Annotated in this window: 21 protein-coding genes; 14 read left to right on the top strand and 7 right to left on the bottom strand. The window is 64.4% G+C overall.

Going from position 1 to position 22,692, the window contains the following annotated elements:
* Positions 1 to 20: 20 nt before the first annotated feature.
* Both Q7V20_RS22415 and Q7V20_RS22410 read right to left on the bottom strand, forming a co-directional pair.
* Positions 21 to 1,007: a bifunctional riboflavin kinase/FAD synthetase gene (locus tag Q7V20_RS22415; protein ID WP_304796090.1), complete on the bottom strand. Its 987-nt coding sequence runs from the start codon at positions 1,005 to 1,007 to the stop codon at positions 21 to 23.
* 13 nt (positions 1,008 to 1,020) lie between these two features.
* Complete coding sequence (locus Q7V20_RS22410) at positions 1,021 to 1,749, bottom strand: pseudouridine synthase (protein ID WP_304796088.1); 729 nt, start codon at positions 1,747 to 1,749, stop codon at positions 1,021 to 1,023.
* A 298-nt stretch (positions 1,750 to 2,047) separates the two neighbouring features.
* On the opposite strand from Q7V20_RS22410, the gene Q7V20_RS22405 reads away from it, so the two are divergent.
* The 9 genes from Q7V20_RS22405 (at position 2,048) to Q7V20_RS22365 (ending at position 12,074) form a co-directional block, all read left to right on the top strand.
* Positions 2,048 to 2,947 (top strand): glutamate/aspartate ABC transporter substrate-binding protein, encoded by a 900-nt coding sequence (locus Q7V20_RS22405; RefSeq protein WP_304796086.1) that lies wholly within the window; start codon positions 2,048 to 2,050, stop codon positions 2,945 to 2,947.
* Between the two features lie 113 nt (positions 2,948 to 3,060).
* Positions 3,061 to 4,143, top strand: a complete 1,083-nt coding sequence (locus Q7V20_RS22400; RefSeq protein ID WP_304796085.1) for a type II asparaginase — start codon at positions 3,061 to 3,063, stop codon at positions 4,141 to 4,143.
* A 1-nt stretch (position 4,144) separates the two neighbouring features.
* Complete coding sequence (locus Q7V20_RS22395; RefSeq protein ID WP_304796083.1) at positions 4,145 to 5,185, top strand: porin; 1,041 nt, start codon at positions 4,145 to 4,147, stop codon at positions 5,183 to 5,185.
* Between the two features lie 40 nt (positions 5,186 to 5,225).
* Positions 5,226 to 5,963, top strand: coding sequence for an amino acid ABC transporter permease (locus tag Q7V20_RS22390; RefSeq protein WP_304796081.1), 738 nt, complete (start codon positions 5,226 to 5,228; stop codon positions 5,961 to 5,963).
* An 11-nt stretch (positions 5,964 to 5,974) separates the two neighbouring features.
* Positions 5,975 to 6,658, top strand: a complete 684-nt coding sequence (gltK, locus tag Q7V20_RS22385; protein ID WP_304796079.1) for a glutamate/aspartate ABC transporter permease GltK — start codon at positions 5,975 to 5,977, stop codon at positions 6,656 to 6,658.
* Positions 6,659 to 6,698: 40 nt separating this feature from the next.
* Positions 6,699 to 7,427, top strand: a complete 729-nt coding sequence (locus Q7V20_RS22380; RefSeq protein WP_304796077.1) for an amino acid ABC transporter ATP-binding protein — start codon at positions 6,699 to 6,701, stop codon at positions 7,425 to 7,427.
* A gap of 14 nt (positions 7,428 to 7,441) precedes the next feature.
* A complete protein-coding gene (locus Q7V20_RS22375; protein WP_304796075.1) occupies positions 7,442 to 8,734 on the top strand; it encodes a Glu/Leu/Phe/Val dehydrogenase in 1,293 nt (430 codons plus the stop codon).
* Between the two features lie 41 nt (positions 8,735 to 8,775).
* Entirely contained in the window at positions 8,776 to 10,752 is a 1,977-nt protein-coding gene (locus tag Q7V20_RS22370) for an ATP-binding protein (RefSeq protein WP_304796074.1), read from the top strand.
* Entirely contained in the window at positions 10,749 to 12,074 is a 1,326-nt protein-coding gene (locus Q7V20_RS22365; RefSeq protein ID WP_304796072.1) for a sigma-54 dependent transcriptional regulator, read from the top strand. The genes Q7V20_RS22370 and Q7V20_RS22365 overlap by 4 nt, the downstream gene beginning before the upstream one ends.
* Positions 12,075 to 12,092: 18 nt before the next feature.
* Here the strand turns inward: Q7V20_RS22365 and Q7V20_RS22360 are convergent, their stop codons facing one another.
* The 4 genes from Q7V20_RS22360 to Q7V20_RS22345 are packed head-to-tail and all read right to left on the bottom strand — an operon-like array spanning position 12,093 to position 15,747.
* Positions 12,093 to 13,280, bottom strand: coding sequence for an acyl-CoA dehydrogenase family protein (locus Q7V20_RS22360; protein ID WP_304796070.1), 1,188 nt, complete (start codon positions 13,278 to 13,280; stop codon positions 12,093 to 12,095).
* 27 nt (positions 13,281 to 13,307) lie between these two features.
* Entirely contained in the window at positions 13,308 to 14,507 is a 1,200-nt protein-coding gene (locus Q7V20_RS22355; RefSeq protein WP_304796068.1) for an acyl-CoA dehydrogenase family protein, read from the bottom strand.
* 27 nt (positions 14,508 to 14,534) lie between these two features.
* Complete coding sequence (locus Q7V20_RS22350) at positions 14,535 to 15,215, bottom strand: TIGR02281 family clan AA aspartic protease (RefSeq protein ID WP_304796066.1); 681 nt, start codon at positions 15,213 to 15,215, stop codon at positions 14,535 to 14,537.
* Between the two features lie 46 nt (positions 15,216 to 15,261).
* Positions 15,262 to 15,747 carry a YajQ family cyclic di-GMP-binding protein gene (locus Q7V20_RS22345; RefSeq protein WP_230181882.1) on the bottom strand — a complete coding sequence of 162 codons (486 nt, stop codon included), beginning with the start codon at positions 15,745 to 15,747 and terminating at the stop codon, positions 15,262 to 15,264.
* A gap of 33 nt (positions 15,748 to 15,780) precedes the next feature.
* On the opposite strand from Q7V20_RS22345, the gene murB reads away from it, so the two are divergent.
* The 5 genes from murB (at position 15,781) to Q7V20_RS22320 (ending at position 22,329) form a co-directional block, all read left to right on the top strand.
* Positions 15,781 to 16,809 carry a UDP-N-acetylmuramate dehydrogenase gene (gene murB / locus Q7V20_RS22340; RefSeq protein WP_304796063.1) on the top strand — a complete coding sequence of 343 codons (1,029 nt, stop codon included), beginning with the start codon at positions 15,781 to 15,783 and terminating at the stop codon, positions 16,807 to 16,809.
* Positions 16,810 to 16,887: 78 nt separating this feature from the next.
* The gene (locus Q7V20_RS22335; protein WP_304796061.1) at positions 16,888 to 18,561 is read left to right on the top strand and encodes a FecR domain-containing protein; all 1,674 of its coding nucleotides are present in this window, start codon (positions 16,888 to 16,890) and stop codon (positions 18,559 to 18,561) included.
* Entirely contained in the window at positions 18,558 to 20,882 is a 2,325-nt protein-coding gene (locus Q7V20_RS22330; RefSeq protein ID WP_304796059.1) for a CHASE2 domain-containing protein, read from the top strand. The genes Q7V20_RS22335 and Q7V20_RS22330 overlap by 4 nt, the downstream gene beginning before the upstream one ends.
* Before the next feature lie 83 nt (positions 20,883 to 20,965).
* Positions 20,966 to 21,856, top strand: a complete 891-nt coding sequence (locus tag Q7V20_RS22325) for a CsgG/HfaB family protein (RefSeq protein ID WP_304796057.1) — start codon at positions 20,966 to 20,968, stop codon at positions 21,854 to 21,856.
* The gene (locus tag Q7V20_RS22320; protein WP_304796055.1) at positions 21,853 to 22,329 is read left to right on the top strand and encodes a hypothetical protein; all 477 of its coding nucleotides are present in this window, start codon (positions 21,853 to 21,855) and stop codon (positions 22,327 to 22,329) included. The genes Q7V20_RS22325 and Q7V20_RS22320 overlap by 4 nt, the downstream gene beginning before the upstream one ends.
* On the opposite strand, the gene Q7V20_RS22315 is transcribed toward Q7V20_RS22320, so the two are convergent.
* The gene (locus Q7V20_RS22315; protein ID WP_304796054.1) at positions 22,330 to 22,647 is read right to left on the bottom strand and encodes a pyrimidine/purine nucleoside phosphorylase; all 318 of its coding nucleotides are present in this window, start codon (positions 22,645 to 22,647) and stop codon (positions 22,330 to 22,332) included.
* Positions 22,648 to 22,692: the final 45 nt, after the last annotated feature.

Genomic DNA, 22,692 nt, shown 5'->3' with positions numbered 1-22,692 from the left:
TGCGGATCGGTCAGCCCGCGTCAAATTCGGTCGCGGGTGGTCTGGCGGCCCTGGGCCTGGAAAAAGGCCTTGGCATCGGAAATATCCTGTTGGATCGCGGCCTGCAAGGCCTCCAGCCCGTCATAGCGGGCTTCGTCTCGGAGTTTGTGCAGCAGTTCCACGCGGACGATTTTACCGTAGCCGCCCTCCATGCCCAGATTGGAGGGCCAATCGAAGCAATGGACCTCGAGCAGCACCCGCCCGGCGTCTTCCACCGTGGGGCGCACACCGAGGCTGGCAACGCCGTCCAGTGGCTGCGGAGCCAGGCCGTGGGTGCGGACCGCGAAAATGCCGCGGGTGGCGGGTTTCTGGTGGCCAAAGCGCACGTTCATCGTGCGGCAACCCAGGTCGCGGCCCAGTTTCTGGCCATGGATGACGTGGCCGCTGATGCTGTAGGGGCGGCCCAGCAGGGCTGCGACCTGGTTCATGTCCCCCGCGGCGAGGGCATCGCGCACGACCGAGCTGGACACGCGCGTGCCATGGACTTCGTAGCTGAGCATGCGGGCGACATCGAAGCCGCGCTGGCTGCCTGCGGCGTCCAGAAAGTCGTAGTCCCCGGCACGTTTGGCGCCAAAACGGAAGTCGTCGCCCACCAACACATATCGAGCGTGCAGGCCGCTCAGCAGCACCTGGTCGATGAACTCGTCGGGCGTGAGGCTGGCCAGGCGGCGGTCAAAGGGCAGCACCACAACCTGATCGACACCGCAGCGTTCCAGCTCGGACAGCTTGTCGCGCAGGGTGGCGATGCGGGCGGGGGCCAACTCGGGCTTGCCAGCCTGGGCGGCGAAAAAATCGCGGGGATGGGGCTCGAACGTCATCACGGCGCTGGGCAGGCCGCGGTGCTGGGCTTCGTTGCGCAGCAGGGCCAACATGGCCTGGTGGCCGCGGTGCACACCATCGAAGTTGCCGATGGTCAGGGCACAAGCCGGCGCCAGGGCCGCATGGTGGAATCCGCGAAAGACTTGCATAAGCCCTTGATTATCAAGGCAACACGACGGCCGGATCTTCAATCCAGCGCCACTGGCCGGGGGCCAGGTCGTCGGGCAAGGCCAGTTGGCCGATGGAGCTGCGGTGCAGGGCCTCAACCCGATTGCCAACGGCCGCCACCATGCGTTTGACCTGGTGGTACTTGCCTTGGGTGAGCGACAAGCGCAGGTGCAGTTCGGACACCATCTCAGCGTGTTCGGCCAGGACGGGCGTCGGGTCGTCGTCCAGCACCACGCCCGACATGAGGGACTGGACCTGCTTGTCTGTCATGGGGTGCTTGACCGTGACTTCATACACCTTGGGCACGTTGTGTTTGGGCGAGGTCAGCTTGTGCAGCAAGGCGCCGTCGTCGGTCATCAACAGCAGGCCGGTGGTGTCCTGGTCCAGGCGCCCCACAGGTTGCAAGCCTCGGCGGCGCAGCGGCGGGGCCAGCAGGTTGTGCACGCCAGGCCAGGCGCCTGGCTTGAGCGAACATTCGTAGCCCGCTGGCTTGTTCAGCATCACCAAGGCCTTGACGTGGGTGACCCACGGCTGGCCATCGACCACCAGTTCCAGCCGGTCTTCGGGGAAAGCAGCGTCCGGATCATCGACCATTTCGCCACGCACACTGACCAGATTGCTCACGATCAGGCCTTCGCACTCACGGCGGGCGCCAAAGCCCTGCGCGAACAGGATCTGGTCAAGAGGCTGGTGACCAGCAGGCAAACGGGGACGTGGGGGCATGGGCAGGTTCGAGGCAGGGAAAACGAGCTGTTTTCGGCCCGACATGATGCCACCGACTCCGGCCAAAGCCCCCGCGCCCTTGCGCGTTCGGCCGAACGGACAAACCGTGGGCGCCAAATCCGGAAATCCGTACCCCAGTCGTCCACGTGTGATTTATTTCACTTTAAATTCAAGCACTTGGCTGAAATGGCCTGTTCGGATGTTGCTGGCACGCGATCTGCGATTGCAGAAAGTACTTTTCTGACGAGGGCGTCGGCCTCACGATGGCGCCATCAACAACATAGCAAGGGCTCCCACCATGACGAACAAGCTTCTTCGCGCCACGGTCTTGAACCTGTGCCTGGCCTCGATGGCCATGACCGCAGCGGCACAGTCCTCGCCCACCCTCAAGAAGATCGCGGACAACGGCACGATCGGCCTGGGGCACCGCGAGTCTTCGATCCCCTTCTCTTACTACGACGACAAGCAACAGGTGGTGGGCTACTCACACGAGCTGATGCTCAAAGTGGTCGAAGCCATCAAGGCTGATCTGAAAAAACCTTCGCTGGCGATCAAGCTGGTGCCCGTGACCTCACAGAACCGCATCCCGCTGGTGCTCAACGGCACGGTGGACCTGGAGTGCGGCTCGACCACCAACAACAAGGAACGCGCCAAGCAGGTCGATTTCTCGACCACGATCTTCATCGTGGGCACGCGCCTGATGACACGCAAGGATTCGGGCATCAAGGACTTCGCCGACCTGAAGGGCAAGAACGTGGTGGTCACCGCAGGCACCACGTCCGAACGGCTGCTGCGCAAGTTCAACGAAGTGTCCAAATCGGGCATGAGCATCATCTCAGCCAAGGACCACGGCGAATCCTTCCTGACGCTGGAGACCGGCCGCGCGGCCGCCTTCATGCTGGACGACGCCCTGCTGTATGGCGAGAAGGCCAAGGCCAAGAAGGCCGATGACTGGGCGGTCGTGGGCAAGCCCATGTCCTTCGAACCTTACGGCTGCATGATGCGCAAGGGCGACCCGGTCTTCCAGAAGCTGGTCGACGATGCCCTGACCAAGGCCATGATTTCGGGCGAGGCGGCCAAGATCTACGCCAAGTGGTTTCAGCAACCCATTCCGCCCAAGGGCCTGAACTTGAACTGGCCTTTGTCCGAGACGAATGCCGCGCTGTTCAAGGCGCCCAACGACAAGACGATGGACTGAGCGCCACCCTAGCGCCACAGATTCCGCTGTACCTGAACCTCAGCTGAAGTCGAGCCCTTTTGGGCACGGCTGAGGCCGCTGCATTGTTTGCTTCATCAAACTGGAGAACGTCCATGAACCAACGATCCCTCATCCGCTGGCTGTCAGCCCTGGGCTGCGCCCTTGGCCTTGGCTTCGCGCCCCTGGCTCATGCGCAAGCTGTGAAGAAGGCCCAGGTGGTGATCCTGGCCACGGGCGGCACCATCGCCGGTGCGGGCGCCTCGGCGGCCAACAGCGCCACTTACCAAGCCGCCAAAGTGCCGGTCGACAAGCTGCTGGCCAGCGTGCCCGAGTTGTCCAACCTGGCCGATGTGCGCGGCGAGCAAGTCTTTCAGATCGCTTCCGAAAGCCTGAACAACGAACACCTGGTGACCCTGGCCAAGCGCGTCTCGGCGCTGTCCAAGCAGGCCGATGTCGATGGCATCGTGATCACGCACGGCACCGACACGCTGGAAGAGACCGCCTACTTCCTGACGCTGACGGTGCACACCAGCAAGCCCATCGTGGTGGTGGGCTCCATGCGCCCGGGCACGGCCTTGTCGGCCGATGGCGCCTTGAACCTGTACAACGCGGTGGCCACCGCCGCCTCCCCCACCAGTGCCGGCAAGGGCGCGCTGGTCGTGATGAACGACGAGATCAACTCGGGCCGCGACGTCAGCAAGTCGATCAACATCCGCACCGAAGCTTTCAAGAGCCCCTGGGGTGCCCTGGGCATGGTGGTGGAAGGCAAGACTTACTGGTTCCGCGCGCCGGTCAAGCGCCACACCCTGCAGTCGGAGTTCGACATCGACAGCATCTCGGTGCTGCCCAAGGTCGAGATCGCCTATGGCTACGGCAGCGCCAATGACGTGGCCTACAAGGCCTTTGCTGCGGCAGGCGCCAAGGCACTGATCCACGCCGGTACCGGCAATGGCTCCGTGGCCGCCCCGGTGGTGCCCGCCTTGCGTGAACTGCGCGCCAAAGGCATCCAGATCATCCGCTCGGCCCGCGTGGTGGGTGGTGGCTTCGTGCTGCGCAATGCCGAGCAGCCCGACGACCAGCACGACTGGGTGGTCGCCCACGACCTGAATCCTCAGAAGGCCCGCATCCTGGCTTCGCTGGCGCTGACGCGCACCAACGACAGCAAGGATATCCAACGCATGTTCATGGAATATTGAAATGAAAAACCAACTCCACACCGCCAGCGTCCTGGCCCTCGCCGCCTTGCTGGGCGCCACCGCCTTCAATGCATCGGCCCAATCGACCGTCACCATCTACGGCATCCTGGACATGTACGTTCAGTACGGCAAGGGTGACCGCACCGAGACCTCCATCCAGTCAGGCGGCATCAGCAGTTCTCGGCTGGGCTTCAAGGGCTCGGAAGACCTGGGCAATGGCAACAAGGCCATCTTCACGCTGGAGTCCGGCATCCTGGCCGACACGGGCTCATACGCCCAAGGCGGTCTGGCCTTTGGTCGCCAGGCGTGGGTCGGGCTGTCGTCGGCCACCTATGGCGCGCTGACCTTGGGCCGCCAATACGTGCCGCAGTACAACACCCTGGACGCGGCAGACCCCTACGGCACCGGCGCGGGCAGCGCCGCCGAAAGCGGCGTGGTCTCGACCATCAGCCGGGCCAACAACTCGGTGGTGTACACCTCACCCAAGCTGGGTGATTTCAGCGGCACGGCCATGGTGGCCATGGGCGAGACCACCACGGGCTCCACCAGCAACGGCAACACCTACGCGGGCAGCGTGAAGTACGCGCCGGGTGCCCTGACGCTCGAAGTGGCCTTGAGCCAGTTCAAGCGCGCCACCAACACCGCACCCGATGTGTACTTCGGGCTGCTGACCGCGGGCTACGACTTCGGCAGCTTCAAGCTGACGGGCGGCTACCAACAGGTCTACAACCTGGGCGGCGACCCAGCCCAGGACCGCAACGAAGTCTTCGCCGGCGTGCTGGTGCCGGTGGGCAACGACACCTTCAGCGCAGGCTTTGGCGCGGGCAAGGCCAAGGACGTCGATGGCAGCAGCGCCACCCAGTGGACCCTGGGCTATACCCACCCCTTGAGCAAGCGCACCAAGCTGTATGGTTTCCTCAGCCACATCGGCAATGGCAGCGGCACGGCCTACACCACGACCGCCGCCACGGGTCTTGGTCCGACCACGTCCCTGGGCCAAGATGTGAACGCCTTGCTGCTGGGCATCAGGCACGCGTTTTGAATAAGCTCTCGTTGCAAACACACCCTTGACCGGAGTCGACATGTCCTACCAATGGAACTGGGCGGTTTTTTCACAAGAGACATCGATGGGGGACGGCAGCACCTACCTGAGCTGGATGCTCTCGGGCCTGCAAGTCACCATCGCCTTGTCCTTGAGTGCCTGGGTATTGGCACTCGTGCTCGGATCCTTGATGGGCGTGCTTCGAACGTCTCCGGTCAAGTGGATGTCGCGGTTGGCCACCGCCTACGTTGAAGTGCTGCGCAACATCCCCTTGCTGGTGCAGTTGTTCATCTGGTACTTCATCGTGCCGGAGTTGCTGCCGCTGTCGTGGGGCAATGCCATCAAGCAGTTGCCGCCGGTCGCCCAGCAGTTCGGCGCGGCCTTCATCTGCCTGGGGCTGTTCACCAGCGCGCGGGTGTCGGAGCAAGTGCGCTCCGGCATCCTGAGCTTGCCGGTGGGCCAGACCCGTGCCGGCCTGGCCCTGGGCCTGACGCTGCCGCAGACCTACCGCTACGTGCTGCTGCCCATGGCCTTCCGGCTGGTCGTGCCACCACTCACCTCCGAGTTTTTGAACATCTTCAAGAACTCGGCCGTTTGCTCAACCATTGGCTTGCTGGAGCTGGCCGCGCAAGGTCGGCAACTGGTGGACTACACCGCGCAGCCTTATGAATCCTTCATCGCCGTCACCTTGATGTATGTGCTCATCAACGTCGTCGTGATGGCCTTGATGCATCAACTGGAACGCAAGGTCAAAGTGCCTGGCTACCTCGGATCCTGAAAGGCACCACCATGGCTTACGAATTCGATTGGTCTTCCATCCCCAACGCCTTGCCCTTCCTGGCGCAAGGCCTGGTGGTGTCCTTGGAAATCACGGCCACCGCGCTGGTGGTGGGCATGGTGTGGGGCACCGTGCTGGCGATGATGCGCCTGTCATCGTCCGCGCCGCTGCGCTGGTTCGCTGCGGGCTATGTGAACCTGTTCCGCGCCGTGCCGCTGGTGATGGTGCTGCTGTGGTTCTTCTTGCTGGTGCCGCAGATGCTCACCAGCTTCTTCAGGCTTGACCCGGGCACCGATGTGCGCATGACCTCAGCCCTGGTGGGCTTCGCGCTGTTCGAATCGGCCTACTACGCCGAGATCATCCGGGCGGGCATCCAGAGCGTGTCCAAGGGGCAGATGGCTGCGGCTTCGGCCCTGGGCCTGAGCTATGGCCAGACCATGCGCCTGGTCATCTTGCCGCAGGCCCTGCGCAACATGGTGCCTTTGCTGCTGACGCAGGCCATCGTGCTGTTCCAGGACACCTCGCTGGTCTATGTCTCGTCGCTGGCCGACTTCTTCGGCACCGCCTACAAGGTGGGCGACCGCGATGGCCGCCTGGTCGAGCTGCTGCTCTTCGCTGGCGCCGTCTACTTCGTGCTGTGCTTCAGCCTGTCGCGACTGGTGCAGTACCTGCAGCGCCGCATGGCTCACGCTTGACCCGCCCCTGATCTGACAACTTCATCGAAAGCCTTCCTCCATGATCCAGATCGACAACATCTCCAAGCACTACGGTGCTTTCCAGGTCCTGACCGACTGCACCACGCAGGTGGCCAAGGGCGAAGTGGTGGTGGTGTGCGGCCCTTCGGGGTCGGGCAAATCCACGCTCATCAAGTGCGTCAACGGGCTGGAGCCCTTCCAGTCGGGCCGCATCCTGGTGGATGGCACTTCGGTGGGCGACCCAAAAACCAATCTGTCCAAGCTGCGCAGCCGCGTGGGCATGGTGTTTCAGCACTTCGAACTCTTCCCGCACCTGAGCATCATCGACAACCTGACCCTGGCACAGACCAAGGTGCTGGGCCGCAGTAAGGACGAAGCCGTGGACAAGGGCATGAAGCTTCTGGACCGCGTCGGCTTGAAGGTGCAGGCGGCCAAGTCGCCAGGCCAGTTGTCCGGCGGCCAACAGCAGCGCGTGGCCATCGCCCGTGCCCTGAGCATGGACCCCATCGTGATGCTGTTCGACGAGCCGACCTCCGCCCTCGACCCCGAAATGGTGGGCGAAGTGCTGGACGTGATGGTCCAGCTGGCACACGAAGGCATGACCATGATGTGTGTGACCCACGAGATGGGTTTCGCGCGCAAGGTCGCCAACCGGGTCGTTTTCATGGACGCTGGCAAGGTCGTGGAAGACCGCGCCAAGGATGCCTTTTTTGACCACCCTGAATCCCCCCGAGCCCAGCAGTTTTTGGCCAAGATCCTCAACCACTGAACGACAGGCTTTCCATGACGATGCCCACCGCGCCCAGGTTTCCTTCCTACATCGATCCTGCTCATCCCGGCCCCTGGGGCATGTTCATGGAGCAGCTCGACCGTGTCGAGCCCCACCTCGGCCCCTTGGCCCGCTGGATGGAGACGCTTCGCCGCCCGAAGCGGACCTTGATCGTGGACGTGCCCGTGCGCATGGACGACGGCCGCATCGAGCACTTCGAGGGGTACCGCGTGCAACACAACCTGTCGCGCGGGCCTGGCAAGGGGGGCGTGCGTTTTCACCCGCAGGTGCACATCTCCGAGGTGATGGCGCTGGCCGGCTGGATGACCGTGAAGAACGCGGCGGTGAACCTGCCCTATGGCGGAGCCAAGGGCGGCATCCGAGTGGACCCCAGCCGCTTGTCGCTGGCCGAGCTTGAACGCATGACGCGCCGCTACACCAGCGAGATCGGCCTGCTGATCGGCCCCGACCGCGACATCCCGGCGCCCGATGTGAACACCAATGAACAGGTCATGGCCTGGATGATGGACACCTACTCCATCAACCAGGGCGGCACGCAAACCGGCGTGGTCACCGGCAAGCCCCTGAGCATGGGCGGCAGCCTGGGCCGTCGCGATGCCACGGGGCGCGGCTGCTTCGTGGTCGCCAGAGAGGCCATGAAGCGTTTGCAACGGCCCATGGAAGGGGCCCGCGTGGCCATCCAGGGCTTTGGCAACGTCGGCAACGCTGCGGCCCGGGTGTTCCATGAGCATGGCGCCAAGATCGTGGCCGTGCAGGAAGTGGGCGGCACCATCTACAGTGAAGCCGGCCTTGATCCGCATGCCTTGCAGCAGCATCTGAAGGAAGCGCAAGGCACTTTGCGTGAATTCCCCGGTTGCACGGTCATCGACGACGCGTCGTTCTGGGGCGTCGATTGCGACATCCTGCTGCCCGCCGCGCTGGAGCGGCAGATCACCGAAGCCAATGCCCATCAGATCAAGGCCAAGCTCATCGTCGAGGGCGCCAACGGCCCGACCACGCCACAGGCTGAAGACATCCTGTGGGACATGGGCTGCACCGTGCTCCCCGACGTGCTGGCCAACGCGGGCGGCGTGACGGTGAGCTACTTCGAATGGGTGCAGAACGCATCCAGCTTTTTCTGGACCGAGCAGGACATCAACATGCGGCTCGACCGCGTGCTGTCCGAAGCCTTCGAGCCGATCTGGAACGTGGCCCAGGAAAAGCGTGTTCACTTGCGAACAGCGGCTTTCATCGCGGCCTGCACTCGGGTACTGGAAGCGCGTGCCCTGCGCGGCCTTTATCCATGACAACATGACACCACCTTGAATCACGGAAAGCAGGCGCCGACTTGGCATCCACACCGCCACTGGCAGAGATCCCCACCGACCCCGATCTGATCGCAGCCAGCAAACCGCCTTTGTCGATCCCGGACATCCTCAGGCGCGCGCGCACGCTGATGCAAGTGGGCCTGGCCCTGTTGTTGTTGCTCTTGTCGGGCGCGCTCGGCTTTGAGATGAGCCAGCGCCAAGGCATGGCAGCGGTTCAGGCCAACGCCGGACACAGGCTGGAGCTGTTCGCCTCCACGGTCGACAGCCTGCTCAACCGCCTGGAGCATGTGCCCGCCACCATCCAGCTCAACAAGGACGTGCTGGCCATGCTGCGCGATCCGGGCGAGCTCAGCCGGGTCAAGGTGGTCAACGGCTATCTGAAAGAGCTCAACAGCCACCTGGGCAGCATGGTGGTCTACATCCTCAACGAGCGCGGCATCGTCGTGGCCGCCAGCAATGGCGATGAAACCACGGGTTTCGTCGGCGAGGACCTGGCCTTCAGACCGTACTTTCTGGATGGCCTGTCGGGCAAGGTCGGCCGGCACTTTGCCATCGGCAACACGCAGGGTGTGCCTGGCTACTACTTGTCCAACCCCATCCGGGACGGGCAAAAGGTGATCGGCGTGGCCGTCATCAAGATCTCGCTGGAGCCCATCGAACAGGCGTGGTCCATGCTGGGAGTGCCGGCCTTGATCGCCGACGAGAACCGGGTCGTCATCCTGTCGTCACAAGCCGATTGGCGCTACACCACGCTCACCGAGCAGACGGTCGAGCAGCGCGTGGATTGGCAGCTCACCCAACGCTACAACCTCAAGACCTTGCCCAGGTTTCCGCTCAACACCAAGTTGTCCGAGTTGAAGGATACACAGTTGACCGAGGGCGTGGTTGTCAACGGCGGGGGCTTGTCGCCCCACCTCGGTTCAGACGTTCTGGCGCAGGCCAGGGCCATCGACAAGATGCACTGGCAACTGCTGATCTTCACGGACCTGGGCGCGGTGCGCAAGCAGGCGGTGCTGGTCAGCCTGCTCTCGTGTGTGGCCGCTGGCTTCGTGTTGCTGCTGGGGGTGGTGGTCAACCAGCGGCGACGCATTCTGGCGCAGAAGCTGGAATCCAAGCGCGTGCTGGAGCAAGCCAATGCGGAGCTTGAAAGCAAGGTGACGCGCCGCACCAAGGCCCTCACCGAGACCAACCTCCGACTGCGCCAGGAAGTGAGCGAAAGGGTGCAGGCCGAACGCACCTTGCGGGCCGCGCAAGACGAACTCGTGCAAGCCGCCAAGCTGGCGGTGCTGGGGCAGCTGGCCACCGGCATCACCCACGAGCTGTCCCAGCCCTTGAGCGCCATCCGCACCCTGTCGGGCAACACCTTCGAGTTCCTCAAACGGGGCATGCTGGGCACGGTCGAAAGCAACCTGGGCATCATCAGCCGCTTGGCCGACCAGATGGGCGGCATCCTGCATCCCTTGAAAGGCTTTGCCCGCAAAGCACCGGCCTCGCCTGCCATCACCGACGTCGGACAGGCGATGAACAACGCCCTGCTGCTGTTCAACTCGCGGCTTCGCTCCGAAGAAATCACCCTGAACAACGACTGCCCCGAAGGCCACACCCTGGCCTGGTGCGACCCCAACCGCCTGGAACAGGTCATCGTCAACCTCATCGGCAATGCGCTGGACGCCATGCGCGAAGCCCCGCTGAAGACCTTGAGCGTGAGCGCCCGGCCCACCGGCGATGGCTGGATCCGTCTGACGGTGAGTGACACGGGCAGCGGCATCCCCGAACACTTGCTGCCGCGCCTGTTCGAGCCCTTCTTCACCACCAAGCCGGTCGGTATCGGCCTGGGGCTGGGCTTGTCGATATCGCAGGACATCGTCCGCGAATTTCATGGTCAACTGACGGCGGAGAACCTCGCCGAAGGCGGCGCACGCTTCGTGCTTTTATTGCCCGAAAAAGGCGCCCACGAAGACACGCCCGCCCCCGCACACTGGCCACCATCCGCATGAGCAACGAATTCACCATCCTCATCGTCGAAGACGACCCCAACGTCCGCCTAGGTTGCGTGCAGGCGATGCAACTGGCCGGCCTGGCGGTCGAGGCCGTGGCCTCGGCCGAGGAGGCGTTGCCACACGTCACCGCTGGCCAGATCGGCGTGGTGGTCACCGACATGCGCCTGCCCAAGGCCGATGGCTTGTCGCTGATCCGCCTGTGTCAGCAGTTTGACCCGTCGCTGCCCACCATCATGATCACCGGCCATGGCGACGTCACGCTGGCCGTCGAGGCCATGCGCAGCGGCGCCTACGACTTCATCACCAAACCTTTTGCGCCCGAGGTGCTGGTTGACGTGGTGCGCCGCGCGCTTGAAAAACGCATGTTGACCAGCGAGGTCGCCCGGCTGCGGCAGCAGCTGGCCCACCGCAGTGGCATCGAAAGCAAGCTGATCGGCCAGTCTGATGCCATGCAGCGCGTGCGCCAGCTGGTGCTGGACGTGGCCGAATCGCCCGTCGACATCCTGATCCGCGGTGAAACCGGCTGCGGCAAAGAGCTTGTCGCTCAGGCCTTGCACGATTTCTCTCACCGCCGCGATGCGCCCTATGTGGCCTTGAACTGCGGCGGCATGCCCGACAACCTGCTGGACAGCGAGCTGTTCGGCCATGAGGCCGGCGCCTTCACTGGCGCGCAAAAGCGCCGCATCGGCAAGATCGAGCATGCCCAAGGCGGTACCTTGTTCCTGGACGAGGTCGAGACCATGCCCATGAGCATGCAGATCAAGCTGCTGCGCGTTCTGCAGGAACGCAAACTGGAGCGCCTCGGCTCCAACCAATCCATCGACGTGGACTGCCGTGTGGTGGCGGCCAGCAAGGACGACCTGCTGGCCCGTGCGCAAGACAAAACCTTCCGACTCGACCTGTACTACCGCCTCAATGTCGTCTGCATCGAACTGCCGCCGCTGCGCGATCGCCGCGAAGACATCCCCATGCTGATGACGCACTTCACCCTGCTGGCGGCACAGCGCTTCAACCGCCCGCAGCCCGAGTTGAGCGCCGCCTTGATGTCCAAGCTCATGGCTTATGCCTGGCCGGGCAATGTGCGCGAGCTGCGCAATGTGGCCGACTGCCTGGTGCTGGGCGTGCGCAATGGCGTGGTCGACGTGGCCGACACGGCGGGCGCCACCAGCCAGTCGCTGTCAGAAGCCGTCGACCAGTTCGAGCGCGCCATGATCAATGCAGAACTGCAGCGCCATGGCGGCAATGTAGCGCGCTGTGCCGAGGCCCTGAACATCGCCAAGACCACGCTGCACGACAAGATCAAGCGCCACGGCTTGTGAGCCCTGCGATCAGGCCATTCAGGCAAAAACGCCAGCGGTGTCATCCATGCGCGCAGCCACTTCGCCCAGGTGGTGCAAGGTGTCGCCCAAGGTCAACTCGATGGCGGTCAGGCGCTTGACGTAGTGCCCGGCGCTGTATTCGTCGGTCACGCCGATGCCGCCATGCAGCTGAATGGCCTGCTGGCCGACAAAGCGCATGGATTGCCCCAGTTGCACCTTGGCTTGCGACAAGGCCCGACGACGCTCGGCCGCTGGCGCAGTCAGCTTGAGCGTGGCGTAGTAACTCATGGAACGTGCCAGCTCCAACTGCATCTTCATGTCGGCCACGCGATGACGCAGGGCCTGGAAGCTGCCGATGACCACGCCAAACTGCTTGCGGGTGTTGAGGTAGTCCACCGTGATGGACAGCAATTGCTCCATCGCGCCCACGGCCTCGGCGCACAGGGCTGCGATGCCGATGTCGGCGGCATGCTCCAGCACGGCATGGCCGCCCAGCGGATGTGCACCCTGACTGAGGGCGGGCACCAGCAGCGTCGACGCGGCCTGGGTCAAGGTGACTTCGGCGGCGCGGCTGCCATCTTGCGTGGGATAGGGCTGCACGCGCACACCAGGCGCACCGCGCTCCACCAGAAAAAGGCCAATGCCGGCGTGGTCATCCACCGCACCGGTCACGCGGGCCGACACGATGTAAGCCTCGGCCACGCCGTCCTGCTCATCCCCCACCGGCACCAGGCTCTTGCTGCCATTCAGCACCCAGGTTTCCCCCTGGGCTTGCGCCGTGGTGATGACGTGGTCCAGGCGGTAACGCGCCTTGCGCTCCTGGTGCGCCAAAGCCAGGCGCGCCCGGCCTTCGGCGATGCGCGGCAGCCATGGGGCTTGCACGGCAGCAGGCACGTGGTCACGCAACACGGCCACGCCCATCAAGGCCACCGCCGCGTAGGGCGCCAGCACGAGGCCGCGGCCCAACTCTTCCATCACCACCATGGCCTCGACGGGGCCCATGTCCATGCCGCCATGGTCGCCCGGCACGGCCAGGCCCAGCAGGCCCAGGTCGGCCAGCGATTGCCAGACCTCTTTTGAATAGCCGCCCTGCTGACCACCCGCCTTGACGATGCCGCGTCGGCGTTCGAAGTCAAAGTCCTTGCTCACCCATTTGCGCACGGCGTCGCGCAATTGTTCCTGGTCGTCGTTGAAATCGAAATCCATGCAGGTCTCCTCGTCTGGGGCTGGCGCTCAGCCCAGCAGGGTCTGGGCCACGATGTTGCGCTGGACTTCGTTGGAGCCCCCATAGATCGTGGTCTTGCGGTGGTTGAAGTAATTGGCCGCCAGCGGCGCGGCGTGCAGCGCCCCACCGGGGAAACCCCCCGCAAAATACTGGTCGCCCTGCCAGCCAGCCTCCATGGCCTCGAACAAAAATGGCACGGCGTAAGGGCCAGCGGCCAGCATCATCAGCTCGGTGTAGCGCTGCTGGATCTCGCTGCCGCGGATCTTGAGCAGGCCCGCCACCTCCAGGGCACTCTTGCCGCCCTTCTCGGCGCTGAGCACGCGCAACACCATCATCTCCAGCGCCACGATGTCGACCTCGAGCAAAGCAATCTGGTCACGGAAGCGGGCGTCGTCGTACACGCCCTCCAGCACGGCAATGCGCTTGAGGCGCTCCAGCTCACGCTTGGCCCGGTTCACGTCCGCGATGTTGGCGCGCTCGTGCGCCAGCAAGTACTTGGCATAGGTCCAGCCCTGGTTCTCCTGGCCCACCAGGTTCTCGGCTGGCACCTCGACGTTGTCGAAGAACACCTCGTTGACCTCGTGCTCGCCGTCGATGGTGATGATGGGCCGCACGGTCACGCCGGGCGACTTCATGTCGATCAGCAGGAAGGAGATACCAGCCTGCGGTTTGCCTTCGAAGTTGGTGCGCACCAGGCAGAAGATCCAGTCGCCATGCTGGCCCAGCGTGGTCCAGGTCTTCTGGCCATTGACGATGAACTTGTTGCCCTGGCGTTCGGCGCGGGTCTTGACCGAGGCCAGGTCCGAGCCCGAACCGGGTTCGCTGTAACCCTGGCTCCACCAGACATCGCCGCTCATGATGCCAGGCAGGAAACGCTGGTGCTGCTCGGGCGTGCCAAAGGCCATGATGACCGGCGCCACCATCACCGGGCCGAAAGGCACCACGCGCGGCGCACCCGCCAGGGCGCACTCTTCTTCGAAGATGTGGCGCTGCACGGCGTTCCAGCCCGGCCCGCCGAACTCCTGGGGCCAGGCCCAACCATGCCAGCCCTTCGCCCCCAGGATGCGCGCCCAGCCTTGCAGATCGGCCTTGTCCAGCCGCAAAGCGTTGTGCACCTTGTGCGAGATGTGGACGGGCAGATTGGCACGCACCCAGGCACGCACCTCGTCGCGGAAGGCCTGTTCTTCAGGCGTGAAATTCAGGTCCATGGGCAAGCCCTCCGGTTCGAAATTCCATCAGTACCGCTTGGTCAGCGTCAAGGTGTCGTTGTCGCGCTTCATCTGAAAGCGCGACAGGAAGCTGTTGCCCAACAAGATGTAGGGCATCGATTGGGGCAACACCGCCGCATCCACATTGAAAATCTCCACGTCCTGGATGCGCACGCTGGCCAGCTTGATGCCATAGCCAATGACGATGCCATTGGCCGTGCTGCCCTGGAAGCGTTCACCATCCTGGTATTTGATGCCCATGCGCTGGGCCTCGGCCACGCCCATGGCAATGGTCGTGGCGCCGGTGTCCACCATGAACTGGGTAGCCCTGCCATTGATGGTGCCCTGCGACATGAAATGCCCACCGGACCCGGCCGACAGCACGATCTGCGTGCCCGAGCCACCGCCGCCCGAGCCGCCCACGCTGACTGGCGCACCGCCCATCACCACGGTGTGGCGCACACCCTTCATCTCGACCACGGTCTTGTCGCTGTTGACGCTGATCACCTTGACGCCCTTGAAGGTGTCGCCCACCCCCACAGCCTTGGGCGGGCTGCCATCGACCACCAGCAAGGCCTTGCTGCCCATGCCGCCGGTCATGGCCACGCTTTGGCCCCGGGCCGCGGTGGTCAAGGTGAGGGCGATCAAGGCAGACAAGGCCAGGACGTGGCGCAAAGACACAGGCATGGTGTGCAAGGTGGTCGGCAAAAAAATCTCCCTGTGGGCGGTGCTGCCGCCCTTGTCAAAGAATCAGTCAGTCGCGGAAATTGTCAAACGACAAAGGCGCTTCGGTGATCTCCTTGCGGATCAAGGCCATCGCCGTCTGCAAGTCATCGCGCTTGTTGCCTTGTACCCGAATGCTGTCGCCCTGGATGCTGGACGTGACCTTGATCTTGCTGTCTTTGAGCAGTTTGTTGATTTTCTTGGCCAATTCGGCCTCGATCCCGGCCTTGACGGTGATAACTTGCTTGACCTTGTCCCCACCCATTTTTTCGGGCTTGCCCACGTCCAGGAAACGGGAATCGACGTTGCGCTTGGTCATCTTCAGGGTCAGCACATCGCGCACCTGGTCGAGCTGGAAATCGCTGTCGCCGAACACGGTGATCTCTTTTTCCTTGATCTCGATCCGGGCGCTGGTGCCCTTGAAATCGAAGCGCGTGACGATTTCTTTCGTGGTCTGGTCGACGGCATTGCGCACTTCAACCAGGTTGGGGTCTAAAACGGTGTCAAAACTGGGCATGAAAAGTCTCCTTTGGTCTGCGAAAATTCTGCCATGCACTTACCCCTAGCGGTCGACCGCGGCGCCAGCCTCAAACCCTACAACACCTTTGGTCTGCCCGCCGTGGCACGGACCCTGGTGCGCATCACGTCCGAGGCCGACGTGCGCAAAGTCGTCGACAGCCCTGAATTCGGCCGCGCCCGCAAGTTCATCCTGGGCGGGGGCAGCAACCTTGTCTTCACCCAGGACGTGGACCTGTGTGTGCTCAAGATCGAGATCAAGGGCAAGCGCTTGCTGGAAACCCGCGATGATGCCTTCATTGTGGAGGTGGGTGCTGGCGAGTCCTGGCACGACACCGTGGCCTGGACGCTCGACCAGGGCTTGCCCGGCCTGGAGAACATGGCCCTGATCCCCGGCACGGTGGGCGCCTCGCCCGTGCAGAACATTGGCGCTTATGGCGTCGAATTGCAAGACCGCCTGGAATCCGTCGACGTGGTGGACCTGACCACCGGCCGCACCGTGACCCTGGGCGTGGACCGCTGCCACTTCGCCTACCGCGACAGCGTCTTCAAGCACGAGCTGGCGGGCAAGACCGTCATCACCAAGGTCCGCCTCAAACTGCCACGGCCCTGGAAGCCCTTGCTGGGCTACCTGGAGCTGGAACGCAAGATCGCCGAGACCGGCATCACCCAACCCGATGCCCGCCAGATCTTCGACTGGATCTGCGAGATCCGCCGCGCCAAGCTGCCTGACCCGGCCGTGATCGGCAACGCGGGCAGCTTCTTCAAGAACCCGGTGGTGACGGCCGAACAGTGCCGCGACATCATCGGCCGCGACCCGGAGATCGTGCATTACCCCTTGCCCGATGGCAGCTTCAAATTGGCCGCAGGCTGGCTGATCGACGCCTGTGGCTGGAAGGGCAAATCCATCGGCCGCGCGGGCGTGTATGAAAAGCAAGCCCTGGTCTTGGTCAACCGGGGTGGCGCCATCGGCGCCGAGGTGCTCACCCTGGCGCGAGCGATCCAGGAAAGCGTGTACGGCCGCTTCGGCATCCGGCTGGAGCCCGAACCCGTGGTGGTGTAAGGCCGCATCACCCGCATTGTGGCGCCCCGGGCTTTGACGTAAGCTTGTCCGAATACATAACGGGGAAAGGTCTTGCCGATGCTGCACGCCAAGCGCTCAGCCAGGGCCATCATGCTGGCGTGCTCTGCAGGACTTGGCGGTGCTCATCATCAAGTCAGTGCCGCAGGCGATGGTTCTTTTTACCGCCACCAGGCCAGGCCCGGCGATACCTTGATCGGCCTGGGCCAGGCCTTGTTGGTCCGGCCTGCTGATTGGCCCCAGGTGGCCAGACTCAACCGCATCAACAACCCCCGGCGCATCCCGATCGGCTCTACCATCCGCATCCCCGTGGCGCTGATGAAATCCAAGTCCGTTCAGGGCGCTGTGTTGGCCGTGGTCGGTGAGGCCACGCTGGCCCCGGCGCGCGGCAAGACGACGCCCGCTCAGATCGGGGCCGCCATCCCGCCCGGCACCGAAATCAAAACCGGCGCGAACGGCTATGTCACCGTTCAACTGGCCGACGGCTCGGTGCTGCGGGTCCAGTCGGCCACCACCGCGCAGGTCGAGCGCAGCAACCACTACGAATCCGCCGGATTCTTCGCCTCCACCTTGCGCCTGATCCAGGGGCGCCTGGAAGCCCTGGTGGCCCACATGACCGGGGGCGAACCGCGCTTCGAGGTCAAAACACCGCAAGCCTTGTTGGGCGTGCGCGGCACCGACTTTCGGATCTCGGTGGACGAAGCGCAACAAGTGACCCGCAGCGAAGTGCTGAATGGCGCGGTGTCGGTGGGCGGCACGTCGGGGCCCCGCCAAACAGCGCGATGGCTGGCCGCGGGTTTCGGCACCCAGGTGAACCAGGGCCAGCGCGCGGGTGCCCCGGTGAAACTGCCGCCAGGCCCTGATCTGTCGGCGGTCCCCGCCTTGCACGAACGCATCCTGGTCCGCATCAACCTGCCACCGGTGCCTGGGGCCGCCTTGTACCGGGCGCAGGTGGCCGATGACGAGGCCTTCAGGCACGTGCAAGGCGAGGTCACCTCGCCCACGCCCGAGTTCCGCTTCGCCAACCTGCCCGATGCCCACTACCACCTGCGCGTGCGCGTGGCCAATGAACAAGGCATCGAGGGCCCCGACGCCTTTCGGCAGTTCCACCTGAAAGCACGGCCCGAGCCACCCATTGCCTCCTTGCCCCCACCCGGCGGCAAAGTGCGCGCCACCGCCGTGGCCTTGGCCTGGGCCGAGCAACCCGACGCCAGCCGCTACCACCTGCAGATCGCGCAAGACGCCAGCTTTGCGCGCCTGCTGCACGACAACGGCTTCATCCAGACCACCCGACAAGAAGTGCCCTTGCCCGTGGGCGACTACGTGTGGCGCGTGGCCAGCATCCGCCCCGATGGTGACCAGGGCCCGTTCGGCGACCCTCAATCTTTTCAGCTGCGGCCCCCCCCTCCGCAACCCGAGCCCCCCAAGGTCGATGAACAGTTCCTGCACTTCAACTGGTCGGCCGAACCTGGCCAAACCTTCGAGTTCCAGCTGGCCAGCGATGAAGCGTTCCAGCACCTGTTGCTGGCGCAAGCCCTGACCGAGCCCGCGATCAAGGTAGACCGCCCCGACCAGGGCGGGCGCCTGTTCATCCGCTACAAGGCCATTGACGCCGACGGGTTCATCGGCCCGTTCACAGCCCCGCAAGTGGTCTCACTGCCCCGGTGTGTTCAGGATGGCAGCGGCGAGTGCCTGCGCACGGGCCACGGTGGCCGAGCGACCAGCCCGTGGTGAGCACGCCCGATGCCCGCCACGCACGCTGGCGCCGCGAATGGCTGGGGGTGTCGGCCTTGTTGGCGCTGCTGGCTTTGCTGCTGGGCGCCGGCTCCTGGACCTGGCGCCTGGACCAGGCGGCGTACGACACCGGGCTGTCGCTGTGGTCCCGCCCCGCGCCCGACGACATCGTTCTGGTCACCATTGATGAAGCCAGCTTGCGGCAGTTGGGCCAGTGGCCTTGGCCCCGGGCCCTGCACGCCACGGTGATCCAGCAGATCAACCAAGCCCAGCCCAAAGCCATCCTGCTGGACCTGTTGCTGAGCGAGCCCTCCCCCGATCCCGAACAGGACCAGGTGCTGGCGCAAGCCATCCAGCAATCCGGCAAAGTGGTGCTGCCATTGAGCTTCGAAGCACTGCCCCAGCACCTGGTGCGCGAGCTGCCACCGGTGCCCGCCTTGCGCGCGCCAGCGCACCTGGCCCATGCCGACGCCGAGCTGGACGTGGATGGCGTCTTGCGTTGGGCCGCCCTGCACGCGGGCATCGCACCGGGCCGCCACCCGCACATGGCGCTGGCCCTGCTTCAAGTGGCGGGCGAGCCCATGCACGCCTCGATCCAGGCCCAGTCCGCGCCCGCCAGCGCCGCCACCAACCCGGTCTGGCGGCGAGACGATCGCGTGCTGGTCCGCTACATCGGCCCCCCCGGCACGGTCAAGCAAGTGTCTTTCGCCGCCGTGCTGCGCGGCGACGTCCCGGCCAACGTTTTCACAGGCCGGTACGTGCTGATCGGCGCCAGCGCCATCGGCCTGGGCGACTGGTACCAGACCCCGGTGTCGGGCCTGTCGCAGGCCATGCCGGCCGTCGAGATCACCGCCAACCTGCTGCAAATGCTGCGCACCGGCGACTGGGTACGGCCCGTGCCGCCCCTGGTGGTCGGCGTGGTCTCGGCGGGCTTGATCCTGGGGCTGATGTTCGCCTTCATCCGGCTGTCTCCTTACCAGGCCCTGCTGGCAGCCCTGCTGTCGGCCCTGGGCGTGGCCCTGGCTTCTTGCGCGCTGTTGGCCGCGGGCGTGTGGTTCGCACCCACCGCCTTCCTGCTGACCGCACTGCTGGCCTACCCGGTCTGGAGCTGGCGCCGGTTGGAGACCACCCAGGACTTCCTGGATGCTGAAATTTTGCGCCTGGCCGCCACACCCGAGCCGCCCAGCCCTGAGTCACCGAAGCAGCATGTCCCCCGGGACCAGGTGGAACGGCGCATCGCCGCCATCCAGGGCGCCAACGCCCGCCTTCAACAGGCCCAGCAACTGCTGGTCAACACCTTGGAGGCCATGCCCGAAGCCGTGCTGGTGGTCGATGGCCGAGGGCAGGTGCGTCAGGCCAATCCACAGCTTGGCACCTTGCTGAACCTGGCCGACCAAGACACCTTGACCGGCCAATCCCTGGACACACTCCTGGCCCGCTGGATGCCCACCGATGCCCCACGCTGGACCATGCTGCTGGAGCGCGCCCTGGCCGAGGAGCGCGTCATCATCACCGAGGTCCACGGCCCGTTTGACCAGCACCTGCTGGCCCGCATCGCCCCCTTGCCCTCGGCCGCCAATCAGCCGCCCTGGCTGGTGCTGTGCCTGGCCGACATCACGCCCATCCGCCTGATTGAGCAACAACGCGACGAACTGCTGGGCTTCATCGCCCACGACATCCGCTCGCCGCAGGCCTCGCTGATCTCACTGGTGCAGTTGCAGCACATGACACGTGCAGCCATGCCGGCCGAAGAGGTCCTGGACCACGTGGACATGCTGGCCCGCAGCACCCTGGCCCTGTGCGACGAGCTGCTGCAAATCATGCGGGCCGAGACACACCCGATCCAGCAACAGCCCACCAACCTGGCGCAGGTGGCCGAGCAAGCCTTGAAGGAAGTCGACCTGCAGGCTCGGGTCAAAGACATCACCATGGTCAAGGACTGGGCGCCCGACTGGACGCCCGTGCTGCCACTGGACCAATCGCTGGTGCGCCGGGCGCTGATCAACTTGCTGAACAACGCGATCAAGTTCAGCCCCCAAGGCAGCGAAGTGCGCCTGCGGATGACGCCCCAGGAAGGCTTCTGCGTGATCGCCGTGATCGACCGGGGCCCAGGCATCCCGCCCGCCGAATTGAAAAAACTGTTCAGGCGCTATGAGCGCCTGGAGAGCAGCACCGCCGCGCGGGTCACCGCGGGCGTGGGACTGGGTCTGGTGTTCATCGACACGGTGGCCAGACGCCACGGAGGCCGTGTGCAGGTGCACAGTGAACCAGGCCAGGGCTCGTGTTTTGAGCTGTGGCTGCCCAGCCCCACGCCTCCCTAGAGAGAGGGGTAGCCTATCCCGAGGGCGCCCGCCTATACTGCCCGCTGACCATCTTCAGTCCGCATTTTCACAGGGGTAATTTCATGCATTTGGCCTCCCACAAACGACTTGTCCCATCGATGGCGCTGGCCACCAGCCTGTTGCTGATGTCCGGTTGCTCCACCGGGCCCACCATGGGCGAGAACAAGGGCGTCGTGACCGGTGCCGCCGGAGGCAGCTCCGCTGAAGGCCAAAATTCAGCGCTGGAATCTTGCGGAGAAACGCTGGGCACCCTGGCCATCGAAGAAGACACCAACGCTCCCTGGTACTACCAGTTGCGCGAGCGCCAGTTGGGCTCCACCGTGCCCGTGCTGCGCATGATGATCCAGCAAAGCAATTGCTTCGTGATCGTTGAACGTGGCCGCAGCATGAACAGCCTCATGCGCGAGCGAGACCTGGCCCGCGGCGAAGAAAGCCGCGCAGGCAGCAACTTCGGCAAAGGCCAGATGGTCGCCGCCGACTACACCATGGCCCCGTCCATCCAGTTCTCGGGCAAGACCGGAGGCGGCAACGCCTTTGGCGTCGGTGGCACCCTGGGCATGATTGGCGCCCTGGCTGGCAGCGTGAGCCGCAATGAAGCCTCGACCACGCTGCTCTTGCTGGACAACCGCTCTGGCGTGCAGATCTCGGCCTCGGAAGGCAGCGCCAAGAACTTCGACTTTGGCGGCTTTGGCGCCCTGTTCGGTGGTGGTGGCCTGGGCGGTGGCGGTGGCTATTCGCAAACCCCGCAAGGCAAGATCGTGGTGGCCGCCTTTGCCGACTCGTACAACCAGATGGTCAAGGCCTTGCGCAACTACAAGGCGCAAACCGTCAAGGGTGGTTTGGGCACCGGCGGCCGATTGGGCGTGCAAGGTGGCGACACCGCCGCGTCCAAGGAGATTGACGCCAAGACCAAGCCCAAGCCCGTCGCCAAGCCCAAGAAGAAAACCCAATGACCTCAGTCATTCGCCTGGCCAGTCTGGCTGGCGCCATGTTGATCACCGGCCACGCCTGCGCGGCCGAGTTCAGCCTGTACCTGAGCTGCGAGGGCAAGCTGTCCGCCGGCAAGAAAAGCAAGGCGGCCACGCTGGATCTGGCCATGCGTGACAACAACACCACGGCCTTGATTCAGAAGTCCAATGTGTTGCCTGTGGGCGAGCGCCTTCGCTACAAGGCCTCGCAGGTGTCCTACACCCTGCTGTACAAGCTGCCTTTGCCGGGCACCGAGTACTACAACGACTGGGTGCGCGGTCAATGGATCGTCTGGCAGCCCAACCTCAAAAAGCTGGCCACCATCCGCCTGTCCATCGACCGTCAAAGCGGCGACCTGGAAGGCGAGTTGCTGGACCACAACGACACGTCCTTGGGCACACTCGCCATGGAATGCGAACCTCAGTCCATGGACGAGGTACCCGAACCGCGCTTCTGATCAGCCGAAGTGGCAGATGTAGTGGTAGGCCTCGCCTTCCACCTTGATCTCGAACGACGAATCGCCCGGCACGTTGTAGCTTTCGCCCGGGCCGTAAGTCTTCCAGTCGCTTTCGCCCTTCAGCTTGATGCTGCACCGGCCGGCCACGGTTTCCATGATCTCGGGCGCGCCCGTGTTGAAGGTCAAGACTGCGGGCAGGATCACGCCAACGCTCTTGCGCGTGCCATCGGCCAGGGTCACGGTGTGTGACACGCACTTGCCATCAAAGTAGACATTGGCCTGGGTGCTGACGGTGCCAGCCAGGGTGGTCGTGGTCATGTTGAATCTCCGGAATCAATGAGGAAGCTGAAGGATGACCACCGC

Source organism: Aquabacterium sp., assembly GCF_030652515.1.
Classification (GTDB): Bacteria; Pseudomonadota; Gammaproteobacteria; order Burkholderiales; family Burkholderiaceae_C; genus Aquabacterium.
Note: the sequence above shows the minus strand (reverse complement) of the source record. Positions and strands in the feature narration are given on the sequence as shown.